The 24,504-nt window shown below is 40.5% G+C and carries 15 protein-coding genes; all 15 read right to left on the reverse strand.

Annotated features, from left to right (window positions below):
- Positions 1-38 precede the first annotated feature (38 nt).
- On the reverse strand, positions 39-1,211 hold the full coding sequence (locus FXF36_RS13710; protein WP_151625018.1) for an O-antigen ligase family protein: 1,173 nt from the start codon (positions 1,209-1,211) through the stop codon (positions 39-41).
- A 237-nt stretch (positions 1,212-1,448) separates the two neighbouring features.
- Positions 1,449-2,417: a glycosyltransferase gene (locus FXF36_RS13715; RefSeq protein WP_151625020.1), complete on the reverse strand. Its 969-nt coding sequence runs from the start codon at positions 2,415-2,417 to the stop codon at positions 1,449-1,451.
- Between the two features lie 40 nt (positions 2,418-2,457).
- Positions 2,458-3,276, reverse strand: coding sequence for a glycosyltransferase (locus FXF36_RS13720; RefSeq protein WP_151625022.1), 819 nt, complete (start codon positions 3,274-3,276; stop codon positions 2,458-2,460).
- Positions 3,277-3,291: 15 nt separating this feature from the next.
- Positions 3,292-3,987 carry a sugar transferase gene (locus FXF36_RS13725; protein ID WP_151625025.1) on the reverse strand — a complete coding sequence of 232 codons (696 nt, stop codon included), beginning with the start codon at positions 3,985-3,987 and terminating at the stop codon, positions 3,292-3,294.
- Between the two features lie 46 nt (positions 3,988-4,033).
- A complete protein-coding gene (locus FXF36_RS13730) occupies positions 4,034-5,341 on the reverse strand; it encodes a DegT/DnrJ/EryC1/StrS family aminotransferase (RefSeq protein WP_243143518.1) in 1,308 nt (435 codons plus the stop codon).
- Positions 5,342-5,356: 15 nt separating this feature from the next.
- The gene (locus tag FXF36_RS13735; RefSeq protein ID WP_151625027.1) at positions 5,357-5,626 is read right to left on the reverse strand and encodes a hypothetical protein; all 270 of its coding nucleotides are present in this window, start codon (positions 5,624-5,626) and stop codon (positions 5,357-5,359) included.
- Positions 5,627-5,645: 19 nt separating this feature from the next.
- A complete protein-coding gene (locus tag FXF36_RS13740) occupies positions 5,646-7,769 on the reverse strand; it encodes a Helicase associated domain protein (protein WP_151625030.1) in 2,124 nt (707 codons plus the stop codon).
- A gap of 195 nt (positions 7,770-7,964) precedes the next feature.
- Entirely contained in the window at positions 7,965-8,570 is a 606-nt protein-coding gene (locus tag FXF36_RS13745; protein WP_151625032.1) for a recombinase family protein, read from the reverse strand.
- Between the two features lie 79 nt (positions 8,571-8,649).
- Positions 8,650-11,850 (reverse strand): carbamoyl-phosphate synthase large subunit, encoded by a 3,201-nt coding sequence (gene carB, locus FXF36_RS13750; protein WP_151625034.1) that lies wholly within the window; start codon positions 11,848-11,850, stop codon positions 8,650-8,652.
- A complete protein-coding gene (locus FXF36_RS13755; RefSeq protein WP_151625036.1) occupies positions 11,850-12,920 on the reverse strand; it encodes a carbamoyl phosphate synthase small subunit in 1,071 nt (356 codons plus the stop codon). Before FXF36_RS13755 ends, carB begins: the two co-directional genes overlap by 1 nt.
- 242 nt (positions 12,921-13,162) lie before the next feature.
- Complete coding sequence (locus FXF36_RS13760; RefSeq protein ID WP_151625038.1) at positions 13,163-16,963, reverse strand: phosphoribosylformylglycinamidine synthase; 3,801 nt, start codon at positions 16,961-16,963, stop codon at positions 13,163-13,165.
- 212 nt (positions 16,964-17,175) lie between these two features.
- Positions 17,176-19,581 carry an ATP-dependent DNA helicase gene (locus FXF36_RS13765; protein WP_151625040.1) on the reverse strand — a complete coding sequence of 802 codons (2,406 nt, stop codon included), beginning with the start codon at positions 19,579-19,581 and terminating at the stop codon, positions 17,176-17,178.
- 62 nt (positions 19,582-19,643) lie between these two features.
- Entirely contained in the window at positions 19,644-19,871 is a 228-nt protein-coding gene (locus FXF36_RS13770; protein ID WP_151625042.1) for an HPr family phosphocarrier protein, read from the reverse strand.
- A gap of 379 nt (positions 19,872-20,250) precedes the next feature.
- Complete coding sequence (locus FXF36_RS13775; protein WP_167511394.1) at positions 20,251-21,474, reverse strand: EAL and HDOD domain-containing protein; 1,224 nt, start codon at positions 21,472-21,474, stop codon at positions 20,251-20,253.
- Positions 21,475-21,617: 143 nt separating this feature from the next.
- Positions 21,618-24,503, reverse strand: a complete 2,886-nt coding sequence (locus tag FXF36_RS13780) for an ABC transporter permease (RefSeq protein WP_151625046.1) — start codon at positions 24,501-24,503, stop codon at positions 21,618-21,620.
- Between the last annotated feature and the right edge of the window lies 1 nt (position 24,504).

Here is a 24,504-nt window from a genome sequence, read left to right on the forward strand (position 1 = left end):
CCCTATAATAAAAATTTTCAAAATGAAAAAATAACTTGTTATAGCAAGCTAGTCGCATATCCATCGTGAATCAAATGCATAAAGTATGTTTCCATTTCTTTTTCCTTGTTCAATATCAAACAAACAATTATATTCTGCCAAAAAAAAGCAGAATGCTCTGCAGATATGAAAATCGAACAAACCAGAGTTCCACACATCACACCAAAAGTTAAACTGTTCCGTGAATTAAATGACATTTTCACAATTAAAAGCAAGAAAAGAAAAAATAACAAACCACCAATGAGTCCATAATCAGCTAGCGTATCTAAATAGGTACTATGGGCAAGTAAATTTTTATATGCTCCATATTCTGGTCCAAAATTTTGCATTGAATTTCCACCTCTGCCCCATATAGGATTTGTCAAAAAAATAGCGAAACATGTTTTCCAAAGATTAAATCTCAAATAATTGCTTCCGTTATCATTATGTAAACTAGCAAATGAATATCTTCCTGCGAAGTATGATGGCAAAAGACTATATATAACAATAATTAAACACACTCCTATTAAGCCCATCGCTATATGTTTTGTAGAATGTTTTCCCATGAGATATCCCATCAATACTCCAATCAATATTGACAAAATAGCTCCCCTAGAGCCTATCATTACTACGCCTATCACAAGAAAGCATAAATTAATTAGTTCGACTATCCTTCTATTTCTATTTAATACCCTATCAAATACGTAAATAATCGGGAAAATGTATGCTGCAGCCAAATAATTTGGATCCATTGTTGCTCCAAAGTTAGAAATTACATGCCGGTTTGGATCATCTACCAACACTGCACCTTGAAAAATCATCTTAATAGTGATTAGATGACACGTAATAATCATACATTTAACAATAAAATTTATGTCTTGCTTATCAAAATTATATGAAGAAATAACTATTAATATTAACAGCTCATAAATACACCTAATTACTTTTCCATTTGTCCCATCCAAATTAGCTATAAAAACAATTGAAAAAATAGTATATAGGGTGTAGAACAAAAACGGATAGCATAATCTATTTATTCGTACTTTCCACGAATTATTGTGCAAAATCACTACAACAATAATCATATATAAGGGCGCCATATGGATCATCATTGTCCACCCCCATGGATTAATAAGATAAAAAAAATATGCCACTCCCATCAGCAGAACAGGACATTTAACTAACGCTTTCATATCTATTCCTCAATTAAATAAATTGTGCAATTTCAGAACTTGCTTTCTTCACAGCCAACATCAGCCAATTATATAACTAGTCTTACAATGTATTATCACCATTTAATGTCACGCTTCAGACTTAATAGTGTTATAAATATCTTCCAATCTTTTTACCGCCTTAATCACATCGTATTTTTCGAGAGAAGACTGACTTACCTTCTCATTTATTTCTTTTCTATTTAAAATCTCATCTGCCTACAATAATGCAGCATTTTCCTTATCTATAGGAAGAAATCTTGCATTACCAGTCAAATCTACCTCTCTACTAATTCTGTTTGAAAAGTAACATTGTAGTCCTGCAGCTTGCGCCTCCACGCCAACCATTGGAAACCCCTCAAAATAACTTGGCATAAGGAACACATCCATTACCTGATACCACGGAGATACATCTTTTTGAACCGCCGCTGAATAATAGTATTTATCTAAATGTCTTTCTTTAATTCTATTTACAAACTCATCATATAAATCATTCCCACCAACGGTTAACAGCCTTACCTCCTTATTTTTTTCTAACAATTTTTCTAGCACATCTATCAAGAAGAAAGTGTTTTTCTCCTCTCCAAATCTTCCCACAAAACCAATTACAATCTTATTTTCAAATCCAATTTCCCTTCTTTTGTTTTCCCTTATAATTGGGTTAAATTCATATCGTGATAAATCAGTAGCGTTACATATTATATTCTTCTTGTCGAATTTGTTACCCCACATCCACAATCCAGCTCGCTCTCCACAAGCATACTTTTCAATATCCATATTTCTTAAAATATTAATATTAATAATGTGTAGTAATTTTCTTAAAACCCCTTTTGGAGTTGAACTAGAATGCGAATGAGCAATTACTCTTATATGCCTTCTTCTTCCTGCTATAATTGGTAAAAGATTTGCAGCTGACTGCATATGTACATGCATACATTTATAATCCATTGAACTAAGTACATTTAGAATCTGTTTGTAGGCATTGAATGGATGCTTTTTATAATTTTGAATCCTTATAATTCTTCCACCCATCTTTTCTATTTGATCTTGGTATGCAATTCCACCACCATAAATATCTAAGAAGTCAAATTGAAATCGTGTTTTATCTATGGCTCTGTAATAATTCATCACCACATTTTCAACACCTCCTGGATTACTGCTAAATCCAACCTGAAGTATTCTTTGCATAAACAGCCACCATTTTACGTCAAAATCGTTCTATTCTATATCACCTATGGAGTATTCTCTTAAATACAAAACCTCTTAACCATCCTGGCATCATTGCAACAATAAACTGAATAGTAACTGTGAGAAAAAAATCTTGACGACTCGTATATCCCAAATCATTAACCATCTTCTGCCCACTTTTATATTTCTTAAAATAACTCCATCCTCCACGTCGTTCATACATTCCCTTACCTATTCTGACATAGACTAAAGATTCATTAACATTCGCACACTTAGCACCACTCATTATCATTCTCGCCCACAAATATGTATCTTCCATTAGAGGACATGATTGATAATTACCTGCAGCCAATACAGCACTCTTTTTAAACATCACAGTCACATGATTAAATGCATCTCGCTTTTTCTGATATTCAATAATATCCTCATGTTTAATCGGTACTGTTCGCCTTGCAACAATTATATTGTGGCTATCCTCAAATTCATCAACATAGCTTCCACAAATATCAAGAGTAGGATTATTTTCAAAAACTGCCAATTGTTTCTCAAACCTGTCTTCCCTAGCAATATCATCTGTATCCATTCTCGCAATGAGTTCATTACTGCACACTGGAACACCAGCTTTAAGTGCTAACCCAAGACCGCCATTAATCTCAAGCCGAACTCTCTTAATAAGTCTTGGATATTGTTCTTGATATTCATCTAACAGATGATACATTTCATCTGTTAGAGGTCCATCTTCAACTATGACCCACTCATCTGCAGGTACTGTTTGCCTTAGTAGACTTTCAAAACACTCTCTTGCATATTCAGTTTTTTCTTTTATGTATAATGACATCAATACGCTAAGAGCAGCCATAGCCTTACCTTACAGTTATACATATTCCTTTCCAAACACAACCAATACTGTCCTCAACATCGTACTCAAATCTACCCAGAAACTATAATTTCTTATGCTATCTATATTCCAATTCATCTTCCTAGGTAATACTTCTTCCACATACACCCTATCCACATCATCAGCCCCATCCAGCAGCTTATCCTCATCCTTATACCTAATACTACATTCACTGGTTATCCCTGCTGGCATTAGCAGTGTTGCATTCCACTCTGGTTTATACTTTTCAACATACTTCACTGCCTCAGGTCTCGTGCCTACGAATGACATATTGCCTTGAATCACATCAAGTAACTGTGGTAGCTCGTCCAATCTTAATCTTCTAAGCCTACTTCCCACTCTCGTTATACGTGGGTCCTCTCCAACTGTAACTGCAGTGCCAATCTTATCTGCATTCGTAACCATTGTCCTAAACTTATGAATCCTAAAATGTTTTCCATAAGTCGTAACTCTCTCCTGCCGATAGAATATAGGACCTTCACTATCCATTTTTATTGCTACAGCAATAACCGTCATAGGAATTACTAGTATAATCAACAGTATTACTGCCACTATAAAGTCGAATATTCTTTTAACCAGCAGCTGCCACCGTCGTTTCCATAGAACTTCCCAGTATGGTCTCACTTCAGGTGTCTTCATAAAATCAGGAAGTTCTTCCCAACTTTTCAGCATTTAGATGTCTCCCTTCAAATAAGGTCATTGGTTTATCTAAACTTCCTTAGATATATTTGCTAACCACTTCCTTATAGTTACTGATTACATAATCAACATCCTCATCTGTAAGCTTTGTATGTAGCGGCAGCGTAACCAGATTCACGTAGTAGCCGTATGCGTTTGGAAAATCTTTTATATCCCATCCCATTTCTTTATATGCAGTCATCATCGGAAGTGGCTTGTAATGAACATTGGTATTCACTCCACGTTCTGCCAACTTCACTATAATCTCTCGTCTAGTCTCGTCGCTTATGCCTGGAATTCTTGTAAGATAAAGATGTCCGGAAGAGTCACCATCCTCTGTATAATGAATAAGATGTTTCACGCCAAGCTCATCACACATAGCATCATATCTTCCAATAATGTCTTTCCTTCTAGCCAGCATTCCTGAGTAACGATCCAACTGACGAAGACCAATAGCAGCAGTTACATCCGTCATATTGCACTTGTACCATGCTCCCTGAATGTCATATTCCCAAGCTCCAATCTGAGTCTTTGCCAATGCATCCTTACTCTGACCATGTAGACTGTACAACTGGTACTGATGATAAATATCAGCATTGTCAACGCCTGGTATTTCTCTCCATGTGGATGCTCCCCCCTCAGCAGTTGTGAAATTCTTTACTGCATGGAAAGAAAAATCTGTGAAATCAGCTGTAGCTCCTGCCATCTTTCCATTTCTGCTTGCTCCAAGAGAATGGGCTGCGTCAGCAAATATCAGCACACGACCTATAGCTTTCTGTATTTTTCTTCCCAATTCTGTATTACCGCTTGGTACGAACAAATCTCTCTTTTCTTCTACTATTTCAAAGAGCTTGTCATAGTCAGGAATTATTCCACCAATATCTACTGCCACAATGGCTTTTGTTTTTTCTGTAATTGCCTCTGCGACCTTGTCATAATCCATTTCCGTGGAATCTTTTTGACTGTCCACAAAGATTACCTTTGCACCACAATGAACTGCAGCGGATGCTGATGCAGTGTATGTATAAGCTGGAACAATTACCTCATCACCCTCCCCAATTCCGCATATACGAAAATTCAGTTCTTCGGCTGCTGTTGCGCTATTCAAACACACTACTCTTTGACCATATTTTTCAATTGCCTCTTCAGTAGTACAGTCAACATCCGTCTTTCCCGTTTCGATGTAAGCAGCTAATCTGCGCTCTAACAATTTCGTTCTGGGGCCTGTTGTAATCCATCCAGATTTAAGCGCCTCTACCACTTCTTTTATTTCCAAATCTGAAATATCCGGTGGACTGAAAGGAATATTTTTCTTCTTAAATTCTGTCATTGAATCGTTGCTAGCCATCTCTCTTCCTCTCGCCTAATCCCCATCAAACATATTTGGCTCTCTGCCATATTGAGCAACATAACTCTTTACGAAATCAGAATTAGAATCGTATCCAACTCTTTGATTTTCTTCCAACTTGATTACAAGTGCATCGTCTTCAGGAGCAATTGACACAGCTTTATATTCTTTATTCAACTGCTTAATTGCCTCATCACCGGATGCATAAGTCCTTCTTTCATCATCAGCAAGGAGCACAACCTTTCCTTTCGATAATTCAAGAATCTTGTTTAATTCCCAGTTCATTCTGTAGTCTCTCCCCCATCTACACGCCCCCAATAGCCTTCAGTCTTCCAACCTGTCCCTCAGAGAGCATTCCCTTCTTGCATCTTGCCTTCTGATTGGTCAGCCAGGATTTCAGTTTGAATCCATCACTGCACACATAGCCATTAGGAACATTCAAATCACCATGCTGCTTTTTGTATTCGGCTGCATGTACAAATCCGCTCTCCCAAAATGCTTCATGGACACTCAGCTTAAATCCTAATTCCTGTAGCTTTTTTATTCTCTCTTCACTAAGTTTCCCTAACTTGCATCTGCTTCGCTGAGTGTTTAGCCATCGCTGTAGCTTGAAGCCTTCATATTCAAAATCTGCAGGGACAAAGTTGATATCCCCATATTCCTTTTTATATCTCTTGCAGTATTGAAAACCCTTTTGCCATTTTTCATCGTAACGGTCCCAGCTCATTCCGATTTGTTCCATAAGCTTTATCTGCTCCTCGGAGAGCCTACCTTTTGCGAAGCTAGTTCGCTGACTTGTAATCCAAATGCCAAGCTTAATATCATTCGAATCATCCTCATCACTTCTTACTACATAATCATGAGGAACGATAAGATGCCCATTTTTCTGATAAAACTCCTTAGCCAGTCGAAAATTAAAAATCCAATTTTCCTTGATTACTGAATTCCAAATCATCCCTATCTCATCCAGCATCTTCACATGCTCATCTGTGATGGGACAATATCCGTAGACATACTTTTCTTCACAATCAGCATCTTTATTTTGCCTTGCAATGCGCTGAGTTCTAATCCACCTGCCAAGGCCATAACCATCTTCTGAGATATAGCTAGCAGGCACCATCAGGTTTCCATTTTGGTCAAAATACTTTTTCGCCTCCTGATACATAAAGTCCCAGCCAGCATTAAGCGTATCCTCCAGCTGCCTAAAAAGCTCTAAGCAATTGCTCACTTCAGCAATCACTTCAAAATTCGTATTTACGATAGAGTCTTCACTAGCCTCTGACCTAAAATGCTGCATTGCATTTGTCATTTCTTCTTTAATGACATCAATGCTGTAAAGATTCTGGATATTGTTCACTATGTCAAAAATCACAGTATCCTTTTTCTTAGAGGCTGAAAGCGCCCTACCAATCTGCTGCTTGTAAATAATCGGTGAAACCGTAGGTCTTAAAAGGATCACCCCTGAAATATCATCCACATGCACACCTTCATTGAGAGCATCTATGCAAAGCAAAAGTCTTAGGTGTGACTCATCTTCATCTTCCTTGAATTCTTTAAAGGCTACACTGGCTGTAGGATCATCTGAATATACCGAATACACATGAGGGTTTTTATCCACCAGCGAAAACCAGCTAGGCACCTTTTCAAGTGCATCCTGCATAGCTTCAAAGTTGGAACAGAACACTATATATTTTCCTGTTTTATCAGACATGTGCTTTTCAAAAATCTTATCCAAGCCTTCCGCTTTGTTAAGAGCTCGCCTTAGCTGGTCTATATATTCTTCAGCCTTATCCCTTACAACTTTGCTCTTTGAGCGCCTTGCTCTGGTTCCATATTTATTCAATTCTTCCTGATATGAATAAAGAGAAAGAACATATTTCGGAGGGTTCAAAATTCCTCTTACTATTGACTCACCCAATGACATTTCACTGGCCACATGACCATCAAAAAGCTCATCGCTCATATCTCTCTGATTGTCCAAATATCTAATGGCCGTAGCTGAAAGTCCAAGCATCGGAATATTCTGATGAATCGAAAGAAATCTCTCAATGCCGCGTCCCCACTCCACTGCTCCGCAGCGATGAAACTCGTCCAGCACAATATAGTCAGGTGCAATTGCCTGCATTTCTTCATCAGACATGTTCATCAAGCGAGCGTATGTCACGAATGTGATATTAGTTAGGAAACTATCAGTTTCATTTTCTAATCCACATTCTTTTCTTAAATTTTCTAATTGGGTGGAGAAAATATATTTGGATGGGGACAGCCAGCAAATGTGTTTGTCTGGATTGTCCTCGCAGAGCTTAAATCCGATAAAAGATTTACCGGTTCCTGTTGGATGAATTATGGCAGCCTTGCCCGCTATTTTGAGCATAGCTATAGCAGCTTGATATGCGTCTCTATTATGAGCATAAAGCTCAATAGCCATAACAATTCACCCCCCGTTGTCCGAATTGTCTAAAGATGTATACTTCTTCGGATAAAATTGGGTTGGTGGAAATCACTAATAAGTTTTCAGAAAAAAGGGCAAGTTATGTAGACTTTAGACATCAAAAGTGATAACATATCTCTAACATCATTGATTGACAAAAAGTCCGAAGAAGTATACTTCCTCGGACTTTTTTCATTCTTTCCCAATCTCATATTTACAGGCTCTATCATAAAAAGTTGATTTCGGCATACCGCACTGTCTGGCAGCCTCTGCCAAAGGAATCTCCTTTTGCCTCCATCTGCGATAAACCTTATTGAAATTCTTAGGCAGTGGACTTGGAGCAGGTCCAAACCTAATCCCCTTCGCCTTTGCAGCTGCGATACCTTCAGCCTGGCGCTGTCGAATATTAACCCTCTCGTTTTCTGCCACATAGCTTAACAATGCCAGCACAACATCTGTAAGAAATGTGCCCATCAAATCCTTGCCTCGTCTGGTATCCAACAGTGGATTGTCAATTACAACAATATCAGCCTTTTTCTCTTTTGTTATCATCTTCCACTGCTCCAAAATGTCTTCGTAATTGCGCCCCAACCGGTCTATGCTTTTCACATATATCACGTCGTCTGGCTTCAATTTCCTAATCAACTTTTTATAGCCTTCCCTGTTAAAATCCTTTCCAGACTGTTTATCTACATAGATATTTTTCTTTGAAATATTCATACCCTGCAGCGCGATGAGTTGCCTATCTTCCTTCTGATGCTTGTCACTCACCCTTGCATATCCATATTCCTTTCCCATTGCCCCATCTCCTTACACAAAAATAGCCAGGAGCGAATCATAAATCCACTCCTGGCTAAAGAATTCTAGCATTAAATTGTTAAATCTTAGCAACGTCCACTAATGTGTACTCTGTAGTTGCTGACTCAAGAGATGTTGCAAGTGCCACTGCAGTATCCATGGCTGTGATACAGTTGATACCAGTCTCGATGGCGTTTCTTCTGATGAGGAAGCCATCACGGGTCTTGTCACCGTGGCCCTGTGTAGGTGTGTCGATTACAAGGTCGATCTTGTGACCAAGGATAAGGTCCATTACGTTTGGAGATTCCTGAGTAATCTTGTTGACCTGAAGGGCATCTACTCCACCATTCTGAAGGAACTTTGCAGTAGAACGTGTTGCGTAAATCTTGTAACCAAGTTTCTCAAAACGCTTTGCAACCTCAAGTGCCTCTGGCTTATCTGCATCCTTTACAGTGATAATCATCTGCTTGTGCTTTGGAAGTACAACTCCTGCACCAAGGAATGCCTTGTAAAGTGCCTCCTCGAAGGTCTTTGCGATACCTAAGCACTCACCAGTAGACTTCATCTCAGGGCCAAGGGAAATCTCGGCACCGCGAAGCTTCTCGAAGGAGAACACTGGCATCTTGATTGCGATGTAATCTGCCTCTGGCTGAAGTCCTGGCTTGTAGCCCATATCTGTAATCTTGTGACCAAGAATAGCCTTTGCTGCAAGGTCAACGATTGGAATACCTGTAACCTTACTGATGTAAGGAACTGTACGTGAGCTTCGAGGGTTAACCTCGATTACATAAACCTCTCCGTCCATTGCGATGAACTGGATGTTAATCATACCAAGTACGTGGAGTGCCTTTGCAAGGCGCTCAGTGTAATCAACAATCTTGTCCTTGATATCCTGTGTGATTGTATGAGCAGGATATACCGAAATACTATCACCTGAGTGGATACCAGTACGCTCGATATGCTCCATAATACCAGGAATTAGGATGTTCTCACCATCGCAGATGGCATCAACCTCAATCTCCTTACCCTGTAAATATTTATCTACAAGGATTGGATGATCCTGAGCTATCTGATTGATGATATCCATAAACTTCTCTATCTCATCATCGTTGAAGGCAATCTGCATACCCTGACCACCAAGCACGTATGAAGGACGAACAAGCACTGGATAGCCAAGTCTGTTTGCAACTTCCTTTGCTTCCTCAGCTGTGAAGACAGTGCCACCAGCAGCTCTTGGAATCTGAGTCTTCTCAAGAATCTCATCGAAGAGCTCTCTATCCTCTGCTGCATCTACATCCTCTGCTTTTGTACCAAGGATTGGCACGCCGATTTTCATAAGGTGCTCTGTAAGCTTGATAGCAGTCTGACCACCGAACTGAACGATAGCTCCGTCTGGCTTCTCAAGATTTACGATTGACTCTACATCCTCGTTTGTAAGAGGCTCGAAGTAAAGCTTGTCGGCAATATCAAAGTCAGTAGAAACTGTCTCTGGGTTGTTGTTTACGATGACTGTCTCCCAGCCTTCCTTAGCAAATGCCCAGGTAGCATGTACTGAACAATAGTCAAACTCTACACCTTGGCCGATACGGATAGGACCTGAACCAAGTACAAGAACCTTCTTGCGCCCCTCAGTCTTTACGGCCTCGTTCTCACTGCCGTATACGCTGTAGTAGTATGGAGTCATAGCATCGAACTCTGCCGCGCAGGTATCAACCATCTTGTAAGCAGCAACGATGCCGTTATCGTAACGCATCTTGCGAACTTCCTCTTCGGTCATCTTGCCGTTCAAATCCGCAATTACGTTATCTGGGAACTCGATGCGCTTTGCCTCCTTAAGAAGCTCTACTGTAAGCTCCTCATTTGCCAAACGCTGCTCCATCTCAACCAAGATTTTAATCTTATCAATAAACCAGATATCAATCTGTGTAATCTCGTGAATCTTCTCGTAGGATACGCCTCGTCTAAGTGCCTCAGCGATGCAATAGATTCTTCTGTCGTCTACAACCTTAAGTGCCTCTGCAAGCTCCTCATCTGTCATATCACAGAAGTCGTAGCTCATAAGAGAATCCACATGCTGCTCCAAGGAACGGATAGCCTTCATAAGGGCACCCTCGAAGTTGTTGCAGATAGACATAACCTCACCGGTTGCCTTCATCTGAGTGGTGAGCTTTCTAGTAGCTGTAATGAACTTATCAAATGGAAGACGTGGAATCTTTACAACACAGTAATCAAGCATTGGCTCGAAGCTCGCGAAGGTCTTCTTGGTGATTGCATTTGGAATCTCATCAAGTGTGTATCCAAGTGCAATCTTTGCAGCTACCTTTGCGATTGGGTAACCTGTTGCCTTTGAAGCAAGGGCAGATGAACGGGATACTCGTGGGTTTACCTCGATTACGCAGTATTCGAAGCTCTCTGGATGAAGAGCATACTGTACGTTACATCCACCTGTGATACCAAGCTCATCGATAATGCGAAGTGCAGATGTACGAAGCATCTGATACTCCTTGTCGCCAAGTGTCTGTGAAGGAGCAACTACGATTGAGTCACCTGTATGCACACCAACTGGGTCGATGTTTTCCATGTTACAAACTGTGATGCAGTTTCCAGCTGCATCTCGCATAACCTCATACTCGATTTCCTTCCAACCAGCGATGCATCTTTCAACAAGTACCTCGTGCACACGTGAAAGGCGAAGGCCGTTTGTAAGAATCTCAACAAGCTCTGCCTGGTTGTGTGCGATACCACCGCCTGAACCACCAAGTGTGTAAGCAGGTCTAAGTACTACTGGGTAGCCGATTGTGTTTGTAAACTTAATACCATCCTCCACTGTATTTACTACAAGTGAAGCTGCCACTGGCTCCCCAAGCTTTTCCATTGTATCCTTGAAAGCCTGTCTATCCTCTGCGCGGAAGATTGTTTCGGCTGTTGTACCGATAAGCTTTACTCCCTGCTCCTCAAGGAATCCGCTCTCAGCGAGCTCCATACCAAGATTAAGTCCAGCCTGTCCACCAAGTGTTGGAAGAAGTGAATCTGGCTTTTCCTTGATAATAATCTGCTTTAAAACATCAACAGTAAGAGGCTCGATGTAAACCTGATCTGCAATTTCCTTATCTGTCATGATGGTAGCTGGATTTGAGTTTACCAAGCATACCTCCATGCCCTCTTCCTTAAGGGAACGACAAGCCTGTGTTCCTGCATAGTCGAATTCCGCTGCCTGTCCGATGACGATAGGACCTGAGCCAATCACCATTACCTTTTTAATGTCATTTCTCTTTGGCATTACTGCGCTCCTCCCATCATTCCAATAAATCTATCAAACAAGTATCCGCTGTCCTGTGGTCCTGGGCAAGCCTCAGGATGAAACTGAACAGTGAAGATGTTCTTTCCTGTGTATTTAAGTCCTTCGTTGGTGCCATCGTTTACATTTACAAATGCTGGTGTAGCAACTGCTGGGTCCAGCTTATCTGTATCTACAACGTAGCCATGGTTCTGTGAGGAAATGTAAACCTTGCCAGTCTCCAAATCCTTTACAGGATGATTTCCTCCACGATGACCGTATTTCAACTTGTGTGTGTCCGCACCAGTGGCAAGTGCCATCAGCTGATGACCAAGGCAGATTGCAAAAATCGGTGTGTCGCTCTCATAAAGCTTTCTAACCTCGTCAATAATTGGGCCGCAATCCTTTGGATCTCCAGGGCCGTTTGAAAGCATAATTCCGTCTGGATTTGTCATAAGGATTTCTTCTGCCGAGGTGTGAGCTGGGTAAATTGTAACCTCACAGCCTCTGTCATTGAGAGATTTTGCAATATTATTCTTTGCGCCAAAATCAAGGAGTGCCACCTTCATACCGCAGCCTGGCAACACCTTCTTCTTGTCGCAGGTAACCTTTGAAACTACATCACCTGTTGAGTATGCCTTTAGCTTTGGCTGAATCTCTTCAAAGTTGTAGTTTTCGTTTGTTGTAATCATTCCGTTCATAGTTCCGCGGTCACGCAGGATTTTTGTAAGTGCTCTTGTGTCGATACCTGCAATGCCTGGAATGTCATGCTTTACAAGGAAGTCCTGAATTGTTCCCTGGCAACGGAAGTTTGAAGGAATTCGGCTAAGCTCTCTTACAATAAAGCCGTCTGGCCATGGCTTGCCACTTTCCATATCTGGAGTGATTCCATAATTTCCAATCAATGGATAAGTCATGCACACTGCCTGACCTGCATAAGAAGGATCAGTCAACACCTCAAGGTAACCAGTCATTGAAGTGTTAAAAACTATCTCACTAATGACTTCTCTTGTAGAACCAATACTTGTTCCTTCAAAAACTGTGCCATCCTCTAAAATTAAAAATGCTTTCATCTTTCCTCTTTTCTACCCTTTAGAATAATTTAATCCGCTTCCTCAGAAACTTCTAATTCTATTCCAATATCGTTTATCGTCGGCTAAAGCCTCCTGATTAGAAAATATTTCACAAGTTCATATTTTCTAATCACTGTTTCACTATATTCATTGGAATAGAAAGAAGTTTCTTGAGTAAGCTCATTTAAAGTTTTCACTTTATTAAAACTCCAAGGTATAAAATTTACCTTGGAGTTTACGATTTAACGGAAGTAATCTACACCAGATTCAAAGATCTTGAGATCCTGATTTCCATAGATGTTTAATGCAATGCCATCACCCTTACGCTCTGCATGAGCCATCTTACCGAAGACTCTACCATCAGGGCTGGTGATACCTTCAATCGCGCAATAGCTCCCATTGATGTTCCATTCCTCATCCATTGTAGGATTTCCGTTTTCATCAACGTACTGTGTAGCAACCTGTCCGTTCTCGAAGAGCTTCTTAATCCACTCCTCTGATGCAACGAAGCGTCCCTCACCGTGTGAAGCTGGTGAGCAATATGTCTCACCAAGCTGAGCGCCTGCAAGCCAAGGTGACTTGTTGCTAACTACCTTCGTATATGCGATTTTTGAAATGTGACGTCCAATTGTGTTGTATGTAAGTGTAGGAGCATCCTCCTTCTGTGTGTGAATCTCACCATATGGTACAAGGCCAAGCTTGATGAGAGCCTGGAAACCATTACAGATACCAAGCATAAGACCATCTCTATTTTCAAGAAGTCCGTGGATTGCTTCCTTCATCTTTTCATTTCTGAAAGCGGTAGCAAAGAACTTAGCCGAACCCTCTGGCTCATCACCTGCTGAGAAACCACCTGGGAACATAACAATCTGAGACTGAGCAATTGCTCTTGAGAACTCGTCAACTGATTCTCTGATGTCTTCTGCGCTCTGGTTCTTGAATACCTTCACGTTTGTGATAGCACCAGCATTCTCAAAGGCTCTTGCTGAATCGTACTCACAGTTTGTACCTGGGAATACTGGAATAAATACTCTAGGCTTTGCAATCTTGTTCTTGCAAACATAGAAGTTCTTTGACTCATAAAGTCCTGTATCTACAAGAGATGTATCCTCGTGACTGCGTGTCTTGAATACCTTCTCAAGTGTGCCTGTCCATGCTGCGATTGCCTCATCTACAGGAATCTTTGCATCCTTATATGTGAATGTAGCATCGTCAGTAACTTCACCAACTTCAAATCCACAATCTGAAAGACCGCGCTTTTCGAGCTCATTGATTATAGCAAGCGCTCCATCCTCTGATACTTCAACAACAATATCTCCGATTACACAGCCAAAAAGCAATACTGATTGACAATCATCATAAAGCTTAACACCGAATTTGTTACCAAATGCCATCTTAGAAACAGCAGGAACAAGTCCGTAGGCATCAAGTGCGTATGCAGCCTTGATATTACCAAGCTCAACCATCTGTCTAACCACCTCGAAGATTGCCTTAGCCTGCTGATAGTTTGGCTGGTCATAATTATCACGAAGAACTCTAAGAAGGAAGAGCTTATCGCCAGCTTCCTTAAGCTCTGGTGTAACAATATCCTGCTGTTTTGCAACATCTACAGCGAAAGAAACAAGTGTTGGTGGAACATCGATCTCGTTGAATGTTCCTGACATAGAATCCTTACCACCGATTGAAGGAAGTCCAAATTCCATCTGTGCCTTATATGCACCAAGAAGCGCTGCAAATGGCTGGCTCCATCTCTTTGGATCCTCGCTCATTCTGCGGAAGTACTCCTGGAATGTAAATCTAATCTTCTTGTAATCACCACCAGTTGCTACGATTCTTGCAACTGATTCAAGCACTGCAAGCTGTGAACCATGATATGGTGACCATGAGCTGACATAAGGATTAAAGCCGTATGCCATCATTGTAACAGCATCTGTCTTGCCATCAGCCACTGGGACCTTAGCTACCATAGCCTGTGTTTCTGTAAGCTGATACTTTCCACCGAAAGGCATAAGTGTTGAAGCCGCACCGATTGAGCCGTCGAACATTTCAACAAGACCCTTCTGTGAGCAAACATTTAAGTCTGCAAGAGCATCAAGCCAAGCTGCTCTGAAATCGCCCTTTTCAAGGTCCTCTGCAACCTTTTCGATACCAATCTTATCGATATATTTATCATTGTTATCAGGAAGCTCTACATAAACATCTGTCTCCTGATGAGCACCGTTTGTATCAAGGAATGCACGAGAAAGGTTAACAATCTCCTTGCCTCTCCAGTTGAGTACAAGACGTGGCTCTTCAGTAACAACCGCTACCTCGATTGCCTCTAAGTTTTCCTCAGCTGCATACTGAAGGAACTTATTTACATCTGCTGGAGCAACAACAACTGCCATACGCTCCTGAGACTCAGAAATGGCAAGTTCTGTTCCATCAAGACCTGCGTACTTCTTTGGAACCTTGTCCAAATCAACTACAAGACCTGGAGCAAGCTCACCGATGGCAACTGAAACACCGCCGGCACCAAAGTCGTTACACTTCTTAATGATATAAGAAACTTCTTCTCTTCTGAAAAGGCGCTGAATCTTTCTCTCTGTAGGTGGGTTACCCTTCTGAACTTCAGCACCACAAACTGCTGTAGACTCTGTATTGTGAGCCTTTGAAGAACCTGTAGCACCTCCGATTCCATCACGACCTGTACGTCCACCAAGAAGAATAATCTTGTCTCCTGGGTCAGAATTAAGACGCTGAACTGCACGTCTTGGAGCAGCACCCATAACAGCACCAATCTCCATACGCTTTGCAACATAATCTGGATGGTAGATTTCCTTTACATAGCCTGTAGCAAGACCAATCTGGTTACCGTATGAGCTGTAACCATGAGCTGCCTCACGAACAAGCTTCTTCTGTGGAAGCTTTCCTTCTATTGTATCCTTTACAGAAACTGTAGGGTCAGCTGCGCCTGTGACACGCATAGCCTGATATACATAAGTACGTCCTGAAAGTGGATCACGGATTGCACCGCCGAGACATGTAGCAGCACCACCAAATGGCTCGATTTCTGTAGGATGATTATGTGTCTCGTTCTTGAAGTTGATGAGCCACTCTTCTTCTGTTCCATCTACATCGATTGGAACAACGATTGAGCAGGCGTTAATCTCATCTGACTCTTCCTGATCTGCGAGCTTGCCATCAGCCTTAAGACGCTTCATTGCAAGAAGTGCAAGGTCCATAAGGCATACGAACTTATCGTCGCGATCCTTATAAAGGATTTTAAAGTTATCAAGGTAATCATTGTAAGTATCCTGAATAGGAGCCTTATAGTATCCATCCTCGATAGTAACGTTCTTAAGTTCAGTAGAGAAAGTAGTGTGTCTACAGTGATCAGACCAATAAGTATCTAATACTCTGATTTCTGTAACAGTTGGATCTCTGTGCTCATCATTGGAAAAATAGTTCTGAATATGTAAGAAATCCTTAAAAGTCATAGCTAAATTTAAGGAATCATATAAAGTGCGTAAATCATTTTCAGCCATAGAAGTGAAACCGTCAAATGTATTGACGTCAGCTGGCTCATCGAAATTATTAGATAGAGACTCTGGCTTATCAAGTGAAGTCTCTCTAGAATCAACAGGATTGATACAATGCTTTTTGATAGCATCGAATTCGTCGTCAGTAATGCTACCCTCAATGACATAGGTAGTAGCTGTATGGATAGTTGGCTCTTCATTTTCATTTAAGAGCTTAAGACACTGCTCCGCAGAATCAGCGCGCTGGTCGAACTGACCTGGTAAAAACTCAACAGAAAAGACACGACCACTGTAATCAAATGTCTCTTCGTAAACATTATCAACAGGAGGCTCAGAAAATACTGTCTTCACCGCTTTCTTGAATACATCGTCACTTACATCTTGAATGTCATAACGAATCAAGACTCTCACTCCTGTAACATCCTTGATGCCTAAGTAGCTTCCGATTTCGGAAAACAGTGACTTGGCAGATACTGCAAATTGTGGCTTTTTCTCAACGTAAACTCTTCTTACTTTGCCCACATTACACCTCCGTATATTTACTTGAAAATCTGTGAGACAAGACTCCTGCCTATAATTTGGGTCTCTATGCTCTAGTGATTTGTGCCTCGAAAACTAGTAAAAGTTATGTCTCTATGCTCTAGTAAATTGTGTCTCAAAAACTAGTAGGTTGGCAGGTAGCCTCACAGTTAAGGAGAGTATAACACAAAATTTTCACATCTCCTAATAAGTTTTTAGCCTTTTTTATTCCAAAAATTTGTCAATTTTAACGAAACATCTTCAACTGTGGTATAACAGGCGTCATTCCACTCCCGAGGAAAAGTCTTTCGATAACTAGCAAAGCGAAGTCTTTCGTCTAACAATTCTATAATTCCCACATCATCCTTTGTTCTGATTAATCGGCCTGCAGCCTGAATAACCTTGTTCATTCCAGGATAAAGATAAGCATATTCGAAGCCGTTCTTTCCCTGCTCATCAAAGAAATCCGACATGAGCTTTCTCTCATTTCCAATTTGTGGCAAACCGGTTCCAAGGACAATTACACCGATGAGCTTTCCACCCACTAAATCAATGCCCTCAGAAAAGATTCCACCAAGAGTACAAAATGCCACCATGGATTTATCTCGCTTTGCCTCAAATTCAAGTAAGAATTCCTCGCGCTCCTGCTCTGTCATACTCTGCTTTTGCATAAGGATATCCACGTCACCCGCCATAGGTTCATACTCTGTAAAAATATCCTCCAGGAACTTGTAGGATGGTCCAAAGACCATATAGTTTCCAACCTTGGAATCCACAGCAGCCTTGATATATTTCGCATACTTCAAATATTCCTCGGTGCTTCTCCTTGTATATTTGCTGGTCACATCAGTGCCAAGCAAAAGAAGTCGATTGTCCGTATCAAAAACCGAATCTACATAAATTGCATATACATCACGGATATTGCATAGCAAATCCTTGTAATAATCAATTGGAAGCAGTGTCGCACTGAAATATACTGTAGCCCTTGCCATATTAAGTCTATCCTGGAGCTGCGCAGATGGATCCACACAGAACAGATGCAGATTGAAGTTTTTATCCTCGTCAAAATCACAGTAAATTCTATAATGGGTACTATCCTGCTGGTAAGCCAAGGCTGTAAAATTTCTCAGTCTGAAATAGAAATCAAGAACCTCATCCTGATAGATTCCAAACTTAATCTCCTTCTTGAAAAGCTGTTCCAAAATCATTTGAAGATTATCGCAGGCGTTAAGAAGCATATCTATATCATCAAGAACTGTAATATCCTTATCGCACTGTCGCTTATACTCCAGCATAATTCGATTACATTTTTCCAAAGCGTTCACTAGCTTTTTGCTGACCGGCTTTGCGTATCTTTTTATAGAAAGAATCTCTTCCTTTATGAGTGTCTCAGAGTACATCTCCCTGGCTCTGTCTACCATATTATGAGCTTCATCAATAAGGAAAATATGCTCACCTGTCTTGCCCTCAGCAAAGAATCTTTTCAGATAGACATTCGGGTCGAAAACATAATTGTAATCACAGATAATTCCTTCGCACCAGGTGCTCACATCCAAAGCAAGCTCAAAAGGACACACCACGAATTCCTCGGCATAACCTAAAATAACATCACGGGTAATAACAAGCTCCTTTGTAATCACCTCGTAAATAGCGTCATTTATTCTGTCAAAATGCCCTCTGGCGTATGGACAATTGTCAGGATTACAATCCGCCTCGTCGCACATGCACATCTTTTCCTTTGCAGTGAGCATGATTGTCCTGCCCTCATACCCTTTGCTTGAAAGCAAATTAAAAGCATCGCGAGCGGCAAGTGCCGTGGCAGTCTTTGCAGTCAGATAAAATATTCGTTCTGAAAGATTCTGCCCCAGCGCCATAACCGCAGGAAAAACATTAGCAATTGTCTTTCCTGTTCCAGTTGGAGCCTGCATGAACAAAATCTTTCTTCTATATATACTGCGGTAAACATCCGACACCAGCTTCTTCTGCCCGTCACGATATTCATAAGGAAAAGGTAAGTCCTGAACAGACTCAAGCATTTCAAGCTTGTGATAATACTGAAAATCAGACCATTTCCTAAAAATATTAATTACCGTAAGGAACCATTCTTCAATCTCCGAAAAGGAATACATTCTGTTGAAATATTTGATTTCCTCAGTTTCAAGGCTCACATAGGTCATCTGAACCTCAATTTCTGAAAGTCCGTACTCGTTAGCAATCATATAAGCGTAGCACTTTGCCTGAGCTTCGTGGACAAGCACAGGCTTTTCGAAGGTCATAACATCCATGTACATACCCTTTATTTCGTCCACAAGAGCTGCAACAACATTTCCATCCTCATCCATTTCCAGAACAACACCGTCTGCTCTGCCTTCAATACCAAGTGTGTAATCCTCATATTCAACCTTGAATTTCAGTGGAACCTCGGCACGATAAAAAGGACCCATAGAACTTTGAATTTTTCTATGAATCCTGCTGCCTGCCTGCATCGCTTCAAATGGATCAACTGAGCCCTTACGGTCATCAATATCGCCCTCCCGAAGCAGAAACTCCACCAGATTTCTGACGGAAATATTTATTTGTGCCTTCTCCCCCTCAGGGGTCACCATTTTCGCTACTTTCATAATTCTCCACAAAAAAAGCCTGTGAGCATCAACTCACAGGCTTTATTATACCTTATTCGATTTTATGCAACAACGAACTTTTCAACAGCGCTCTTAAGAATTGAATCCTCTGGATTATTAATAGAGACATTCATCTCACGCTTGATGCCCATTGCCATAACTCCTAAAAGAGATTTTCCATCAATATATACAACTCCGCTGTGAAGATCAACATCTCCACCGCACTGTGAAGCTGCCTTAACAAACTCCTCAGCATCATTAGTGTTCTCTAATCTGATTTTGAATATCATTGCTTTCAACTCCTATTCACAAAAACCCTAAAAACAGTTTGTGCTGTATTTATATCACCATAATCAAAACCCGTCAATGCAAAATCCACGCAAAAATATCAAATTCATGCACTAAACGTTATATGATTTTGATATGCTAATTATTGCCCATGATTAAAAGAGTGGGAAACAGTGCTTGAGTTTCCGTCTATCCCTCTATTTAACAAGCTTCGAGCGTTTCATTCATAACTAGTTTCCAAATAAATTGTCCACAATATATAACATAATTCAACAAGAATTAATAATTATGTAAGTGTATTTCTTCAAAAACAAAGCCACGGACATATTTTATCCGTGGCTCAAATAATGATTATATTTTAACAATTTTGACTAGCTATAATTATTCAATGAACATATCTCCATACCATTTAAGGGCTTCAACATATGCATCATACACAACGTGCATTTCAATATCATGAAGCACCATAAGTCTGGAAACCTCCTGCCAATCGCCAGCTTCATAGCTAAGCAGAAACTCAAGCTGTGGTGAGAAAATGCCATCATCGTTGACGAGAGCCTTCTTAATCTCGGCACTTACACCAACCTGACTCAAAGCATCTTCCATTGGCATATCCAAAATCAGATTCAACAATGAAAACAATCCCATAAGGAAAAGCTCGTCCTTGCGCATCGCATAATCAAATGCTGAAGCAAGATTTTCAGCGAAACGTGCTCTGATAAGAGATAGTCTTGTAATCTCGTTTGGCTTTCCAGCAGCAAGTTCATTGAAAAGAGTGGTGTTCAGCCAACGTCTAATCTCCTTCTGTCCCAGAAGTGCTGTAGCCTGATTAATTGAGCGAATATTAGAATTAATAGTAAGTCTGTTAGCAATTTTCAAAAGCTCAATCGAAAGAGCTGGATCCTGTGCGACAACGTCTGCAACATCCTCAAGATCAAAATCAGACTGGTTGATAACAGTCATTAACTTCATGTAATTAATCTTGATTGGAGTAACTTCTGTATCTGAAGTATTGATAGGGACTCTGAAGAAGGTTCCCTCAAAAATCTTAAAGAGACCAGATTCCTTTGCCTTATCGAACTCCTCCTTGGTATGAAGGTTCTCTGCACAGAATGTAGTGTTAGGTAAAAGCTTTCTGAATGCCTGTCCCTGCTCAACAATGTCACCTGAGTCTGCATTGATAAGGAATAAGTCAAAGTCCTTTAGCATAGTCTTATAGTCTTCAACCATGTTTAGAGGAATATCCTTGATTCCAAGCTTGAAGCCCTTGCTCTTTAAATCCTGTAATCTCTTAATATAAGAATTCTCAGGCTTGATAGAATGGTCCATCAAAAGGACGATACGACCGTCAAAGCCTGTTATCTGCTGTTCAATATTTGCGAAAAGCGAAATATTATTGATAGGAATGATGATATTGCAATTAGCAACTAAATCATCCTCAGAAATACTTTCAAGAACCTCAATACCTACGATTGAACCAGCGCCGTCATATTTTCCAGCCGCAAGCAAATGTGGATTTTCGAACATGTTCTCCTTCTGCGCATACAAACAATATGATGCCACTGACATGTCCTCATAAAAAAGTGGTACTAATGTAGCAAGCATAATCCCTCTCCTTTTGTAAGCCCCTAAATTTCGTTTAATAACCCCCATAAATATTCCATCGTGTATTGTCAGAATATTTATAAAAAAATTATATCACTAGTGATTTGTAGGTTCAATTAGAATATAAAGGGTTTATTGAGAAATTATTCCACCGCCTTCAAGGACTCAGTCATGCTGATTTCCTCAAGTTTCTTACCCATTAGCATATTAATAATAAACGTAAATACGATAGTCAAAATAAATGACAGGCCATAGCTCAATACTGTCACTCTCACATCAAAAGTGATTAAATCCACAACAATTTCGCTCATTACGAAAGCATGAAGCAGCTTACCAAGGCCAAGCCCAACAGCAGCTCCCATAAAGGCAAGGAGAATATTTTCCCTGAAAACATAGGACCTGGTTTCTTCTTTATAAAAACCAAGCACCTTTACTGTTGCAATTTCTCTCACTCGCTCAGAAATATTAATATTGGTCAGGTTATAAACTACCACTGCCGCCAGAGCCATAGCACATCCAATTACCAGATAGATGATAATGTTCAGACTTGCCATCATGTTTTCCACTCGATCCAGCATATCTACCGATGAAGATACTACAGTGATTTCCTTCTCGTTCATCAGCTTTGCACCGATTTCGTGAGCGTCTTCGCTCTCTTCTATGTTAAGATATAGATTCTTTCTTTCAGGAAGAGCGCCAAAGCTATTCTCATAAACACTGCGAGTCATGTAAACATTATTATTAATGAAATTCTGATTTATGCCCGCCACAACAAAAGTAGCTGGCTGCAAATCCTCAGAAGACAGAGTAATTCTGTCTCCCAGTTTAATTCCATAACGGTCACAAAGACCATGATTTATAATCACCTGATTGTCCTTCAATTCATTGATTGAAATTGTGTTCTTCTTTCTGTCATGCATATCAATAAAGGATGCCAAATTAACATCATCCTCATACACATTCAGATAAATATTTTTCTTGTGTTTGCCTGCTTCTAAATCGACAGAAGTATGATAATAAAGCAGATACTGTTCCTCGTTGTAACCATATTTTTCTACTACTGGTACAGTCCCATCAGCCCCATTCTTCAGAGTGATATCCATATCATAAAGAGAAATATTAGTGTACTGATTTACCGCGATATCTGCAATGGAATCATAGATGCCAAAGCCCGCCACCAGAAGGGCTGTACAACCTCCGATTCCCAGAACCATCATAACAAGTCTGCCCTTGTATCTGAAAATATTACGAAGACTTACCTTCTTCAAAAACTTCAAGCGGTTCCAGAAAAACGGAATATACTCTAAGAAGATTCGCTTGCCCGCCTTAGGTGCCTTTGGGCGCATTAAGGAAGCCGCCATCTCTGCCATCTCATAACGGCAGGTAATGACAGTAACTCCCACCGAGCAAATCACTGCAACAATGAAACTGATAGTAAGCATTACAGGACTGAAATAATAATCCACATCAGAGGTGTTATACATCATCTGATATGCGTACCAAATTGCCTTTGGGAAGCTGATGGTTCCAAGAATGAATCCAATAATCGCTCCTACTAACGCTGCGGAACCAGAGTAAAATACAAACTTTCCCATTATACTCGCGTTGCTGTAACCAAGAGCCTTCAAAACACCAATCTGTGTACGCTGGTCCTCTACCATTCTTCCCATGGTTGTCATGCAAACAAGAGCCGCCACCAGGAAAAAGAATACCGGAAATACGTTAGCGATTGCTCCTACAATCGTAGAATCACTTTCAAAGCATACATAGCCTGGGTTACTACCCCTGTCTAACAGGTAAGTTGTAGCCTCTTCAATATCATCTATTTCTTTCTGGGCATCATCAATCTCTGCTTCAGCGTCAGCAATTTTCTCATTGAATTCCTGAAGGCCATCCTCATATTCCTTCAGACCATCCTCATACTCCTGCTTTCCTGATTCGTATTTACGTTTTGCATCTTTCAGATTAGACTGAAGCGTATATAGCTTTGCACTGTTTTCCTGATAAGCTGCTACAAGCCCTTGATATTGAGCCTGGTCAACAAGTGAAGCATCTATTGCCATTGCCTGCTCCATTTGATTAATATTTGCAAGCATCTCATCCAATCCATTTTGAAGCTGCGACTCCATATCCTCATATTCTGATATAGATTTCTTTGCAGAAGTAAGCTTCTTCTTTGCATCGTCCAACTCTGTTTTGGCATCAGAAAGCTCCTGTCCCTTTTCTGCCTTAGTGTCCTCCAATTCCTTTCTGGCATCATCAAGTTCTGCTGTAGCATCCTCTACTATTCTCTGATATCTGGCATTAGCCACATAATCAAGCGCAGCCTGAACAGCATCCTCATTATCATTTATCAATTGGTCATATTCATCGGAATAAAGCTGTGGATCCGAATCCAGTTTCACGTAGCAGTCCGTAAAATAGGCCACATCAAAAGCACCCTTTTTCACATACATAAATCCATCTAACACGCCTGTGCCAAGTGTGGTTGTTCCACGCTCATATTGTATGTACAACGGCGATTTCACAATACCGCATATACGATATTTTTTGTAAGCGAATTTATCAGTGTCCTCTGATTCATTACTGTCTGATAGCAATATCGTGTTTCCGATATGACTTGAATCAAAAAGTTTCATATCAACGACACATTCATCATCCTTAGCAGGCAGTGTTCCATCAACAAGGACTATCTTGTTGATATCAGACGGTAAACTAATAGCCTTCAATACATAGCTGGTGTCATCAACTTCTGTAATGATATCAAAGGCAATACTTTCCTCCACATACCGTGCACCTAAATTATCCTTCAGATAATCAATATCCTGCTGCTCAAATCCCACCGAAGAAAGCAGGCGGAAATCGTAAAACTCATTTTCCGTAAGATACTGATGCATTGATGTTCGCATGGCAGGATCCGTAACCTTCAGCCCAGCAAAAAAGCCCACGCCAAGAGCAATAATAAGCATAAGTGCCAGATAGCGCCCCAACGAATCTTTAATTTCTCTAAGGGTAGAACGTGCTAACATA

Origin of the sequence: Pseudobutyrivibrio xylanivorans (assembly GCF_008935055.1) — a bacterium.
GTDB classification, from domain to species: Bacteria; Bacillota; Clostridia; order Lachnospirales; family Lachnospiraceae; genus Pseudobutyrivibrio; species Pseudobutyrivibrio xylanivorans_A.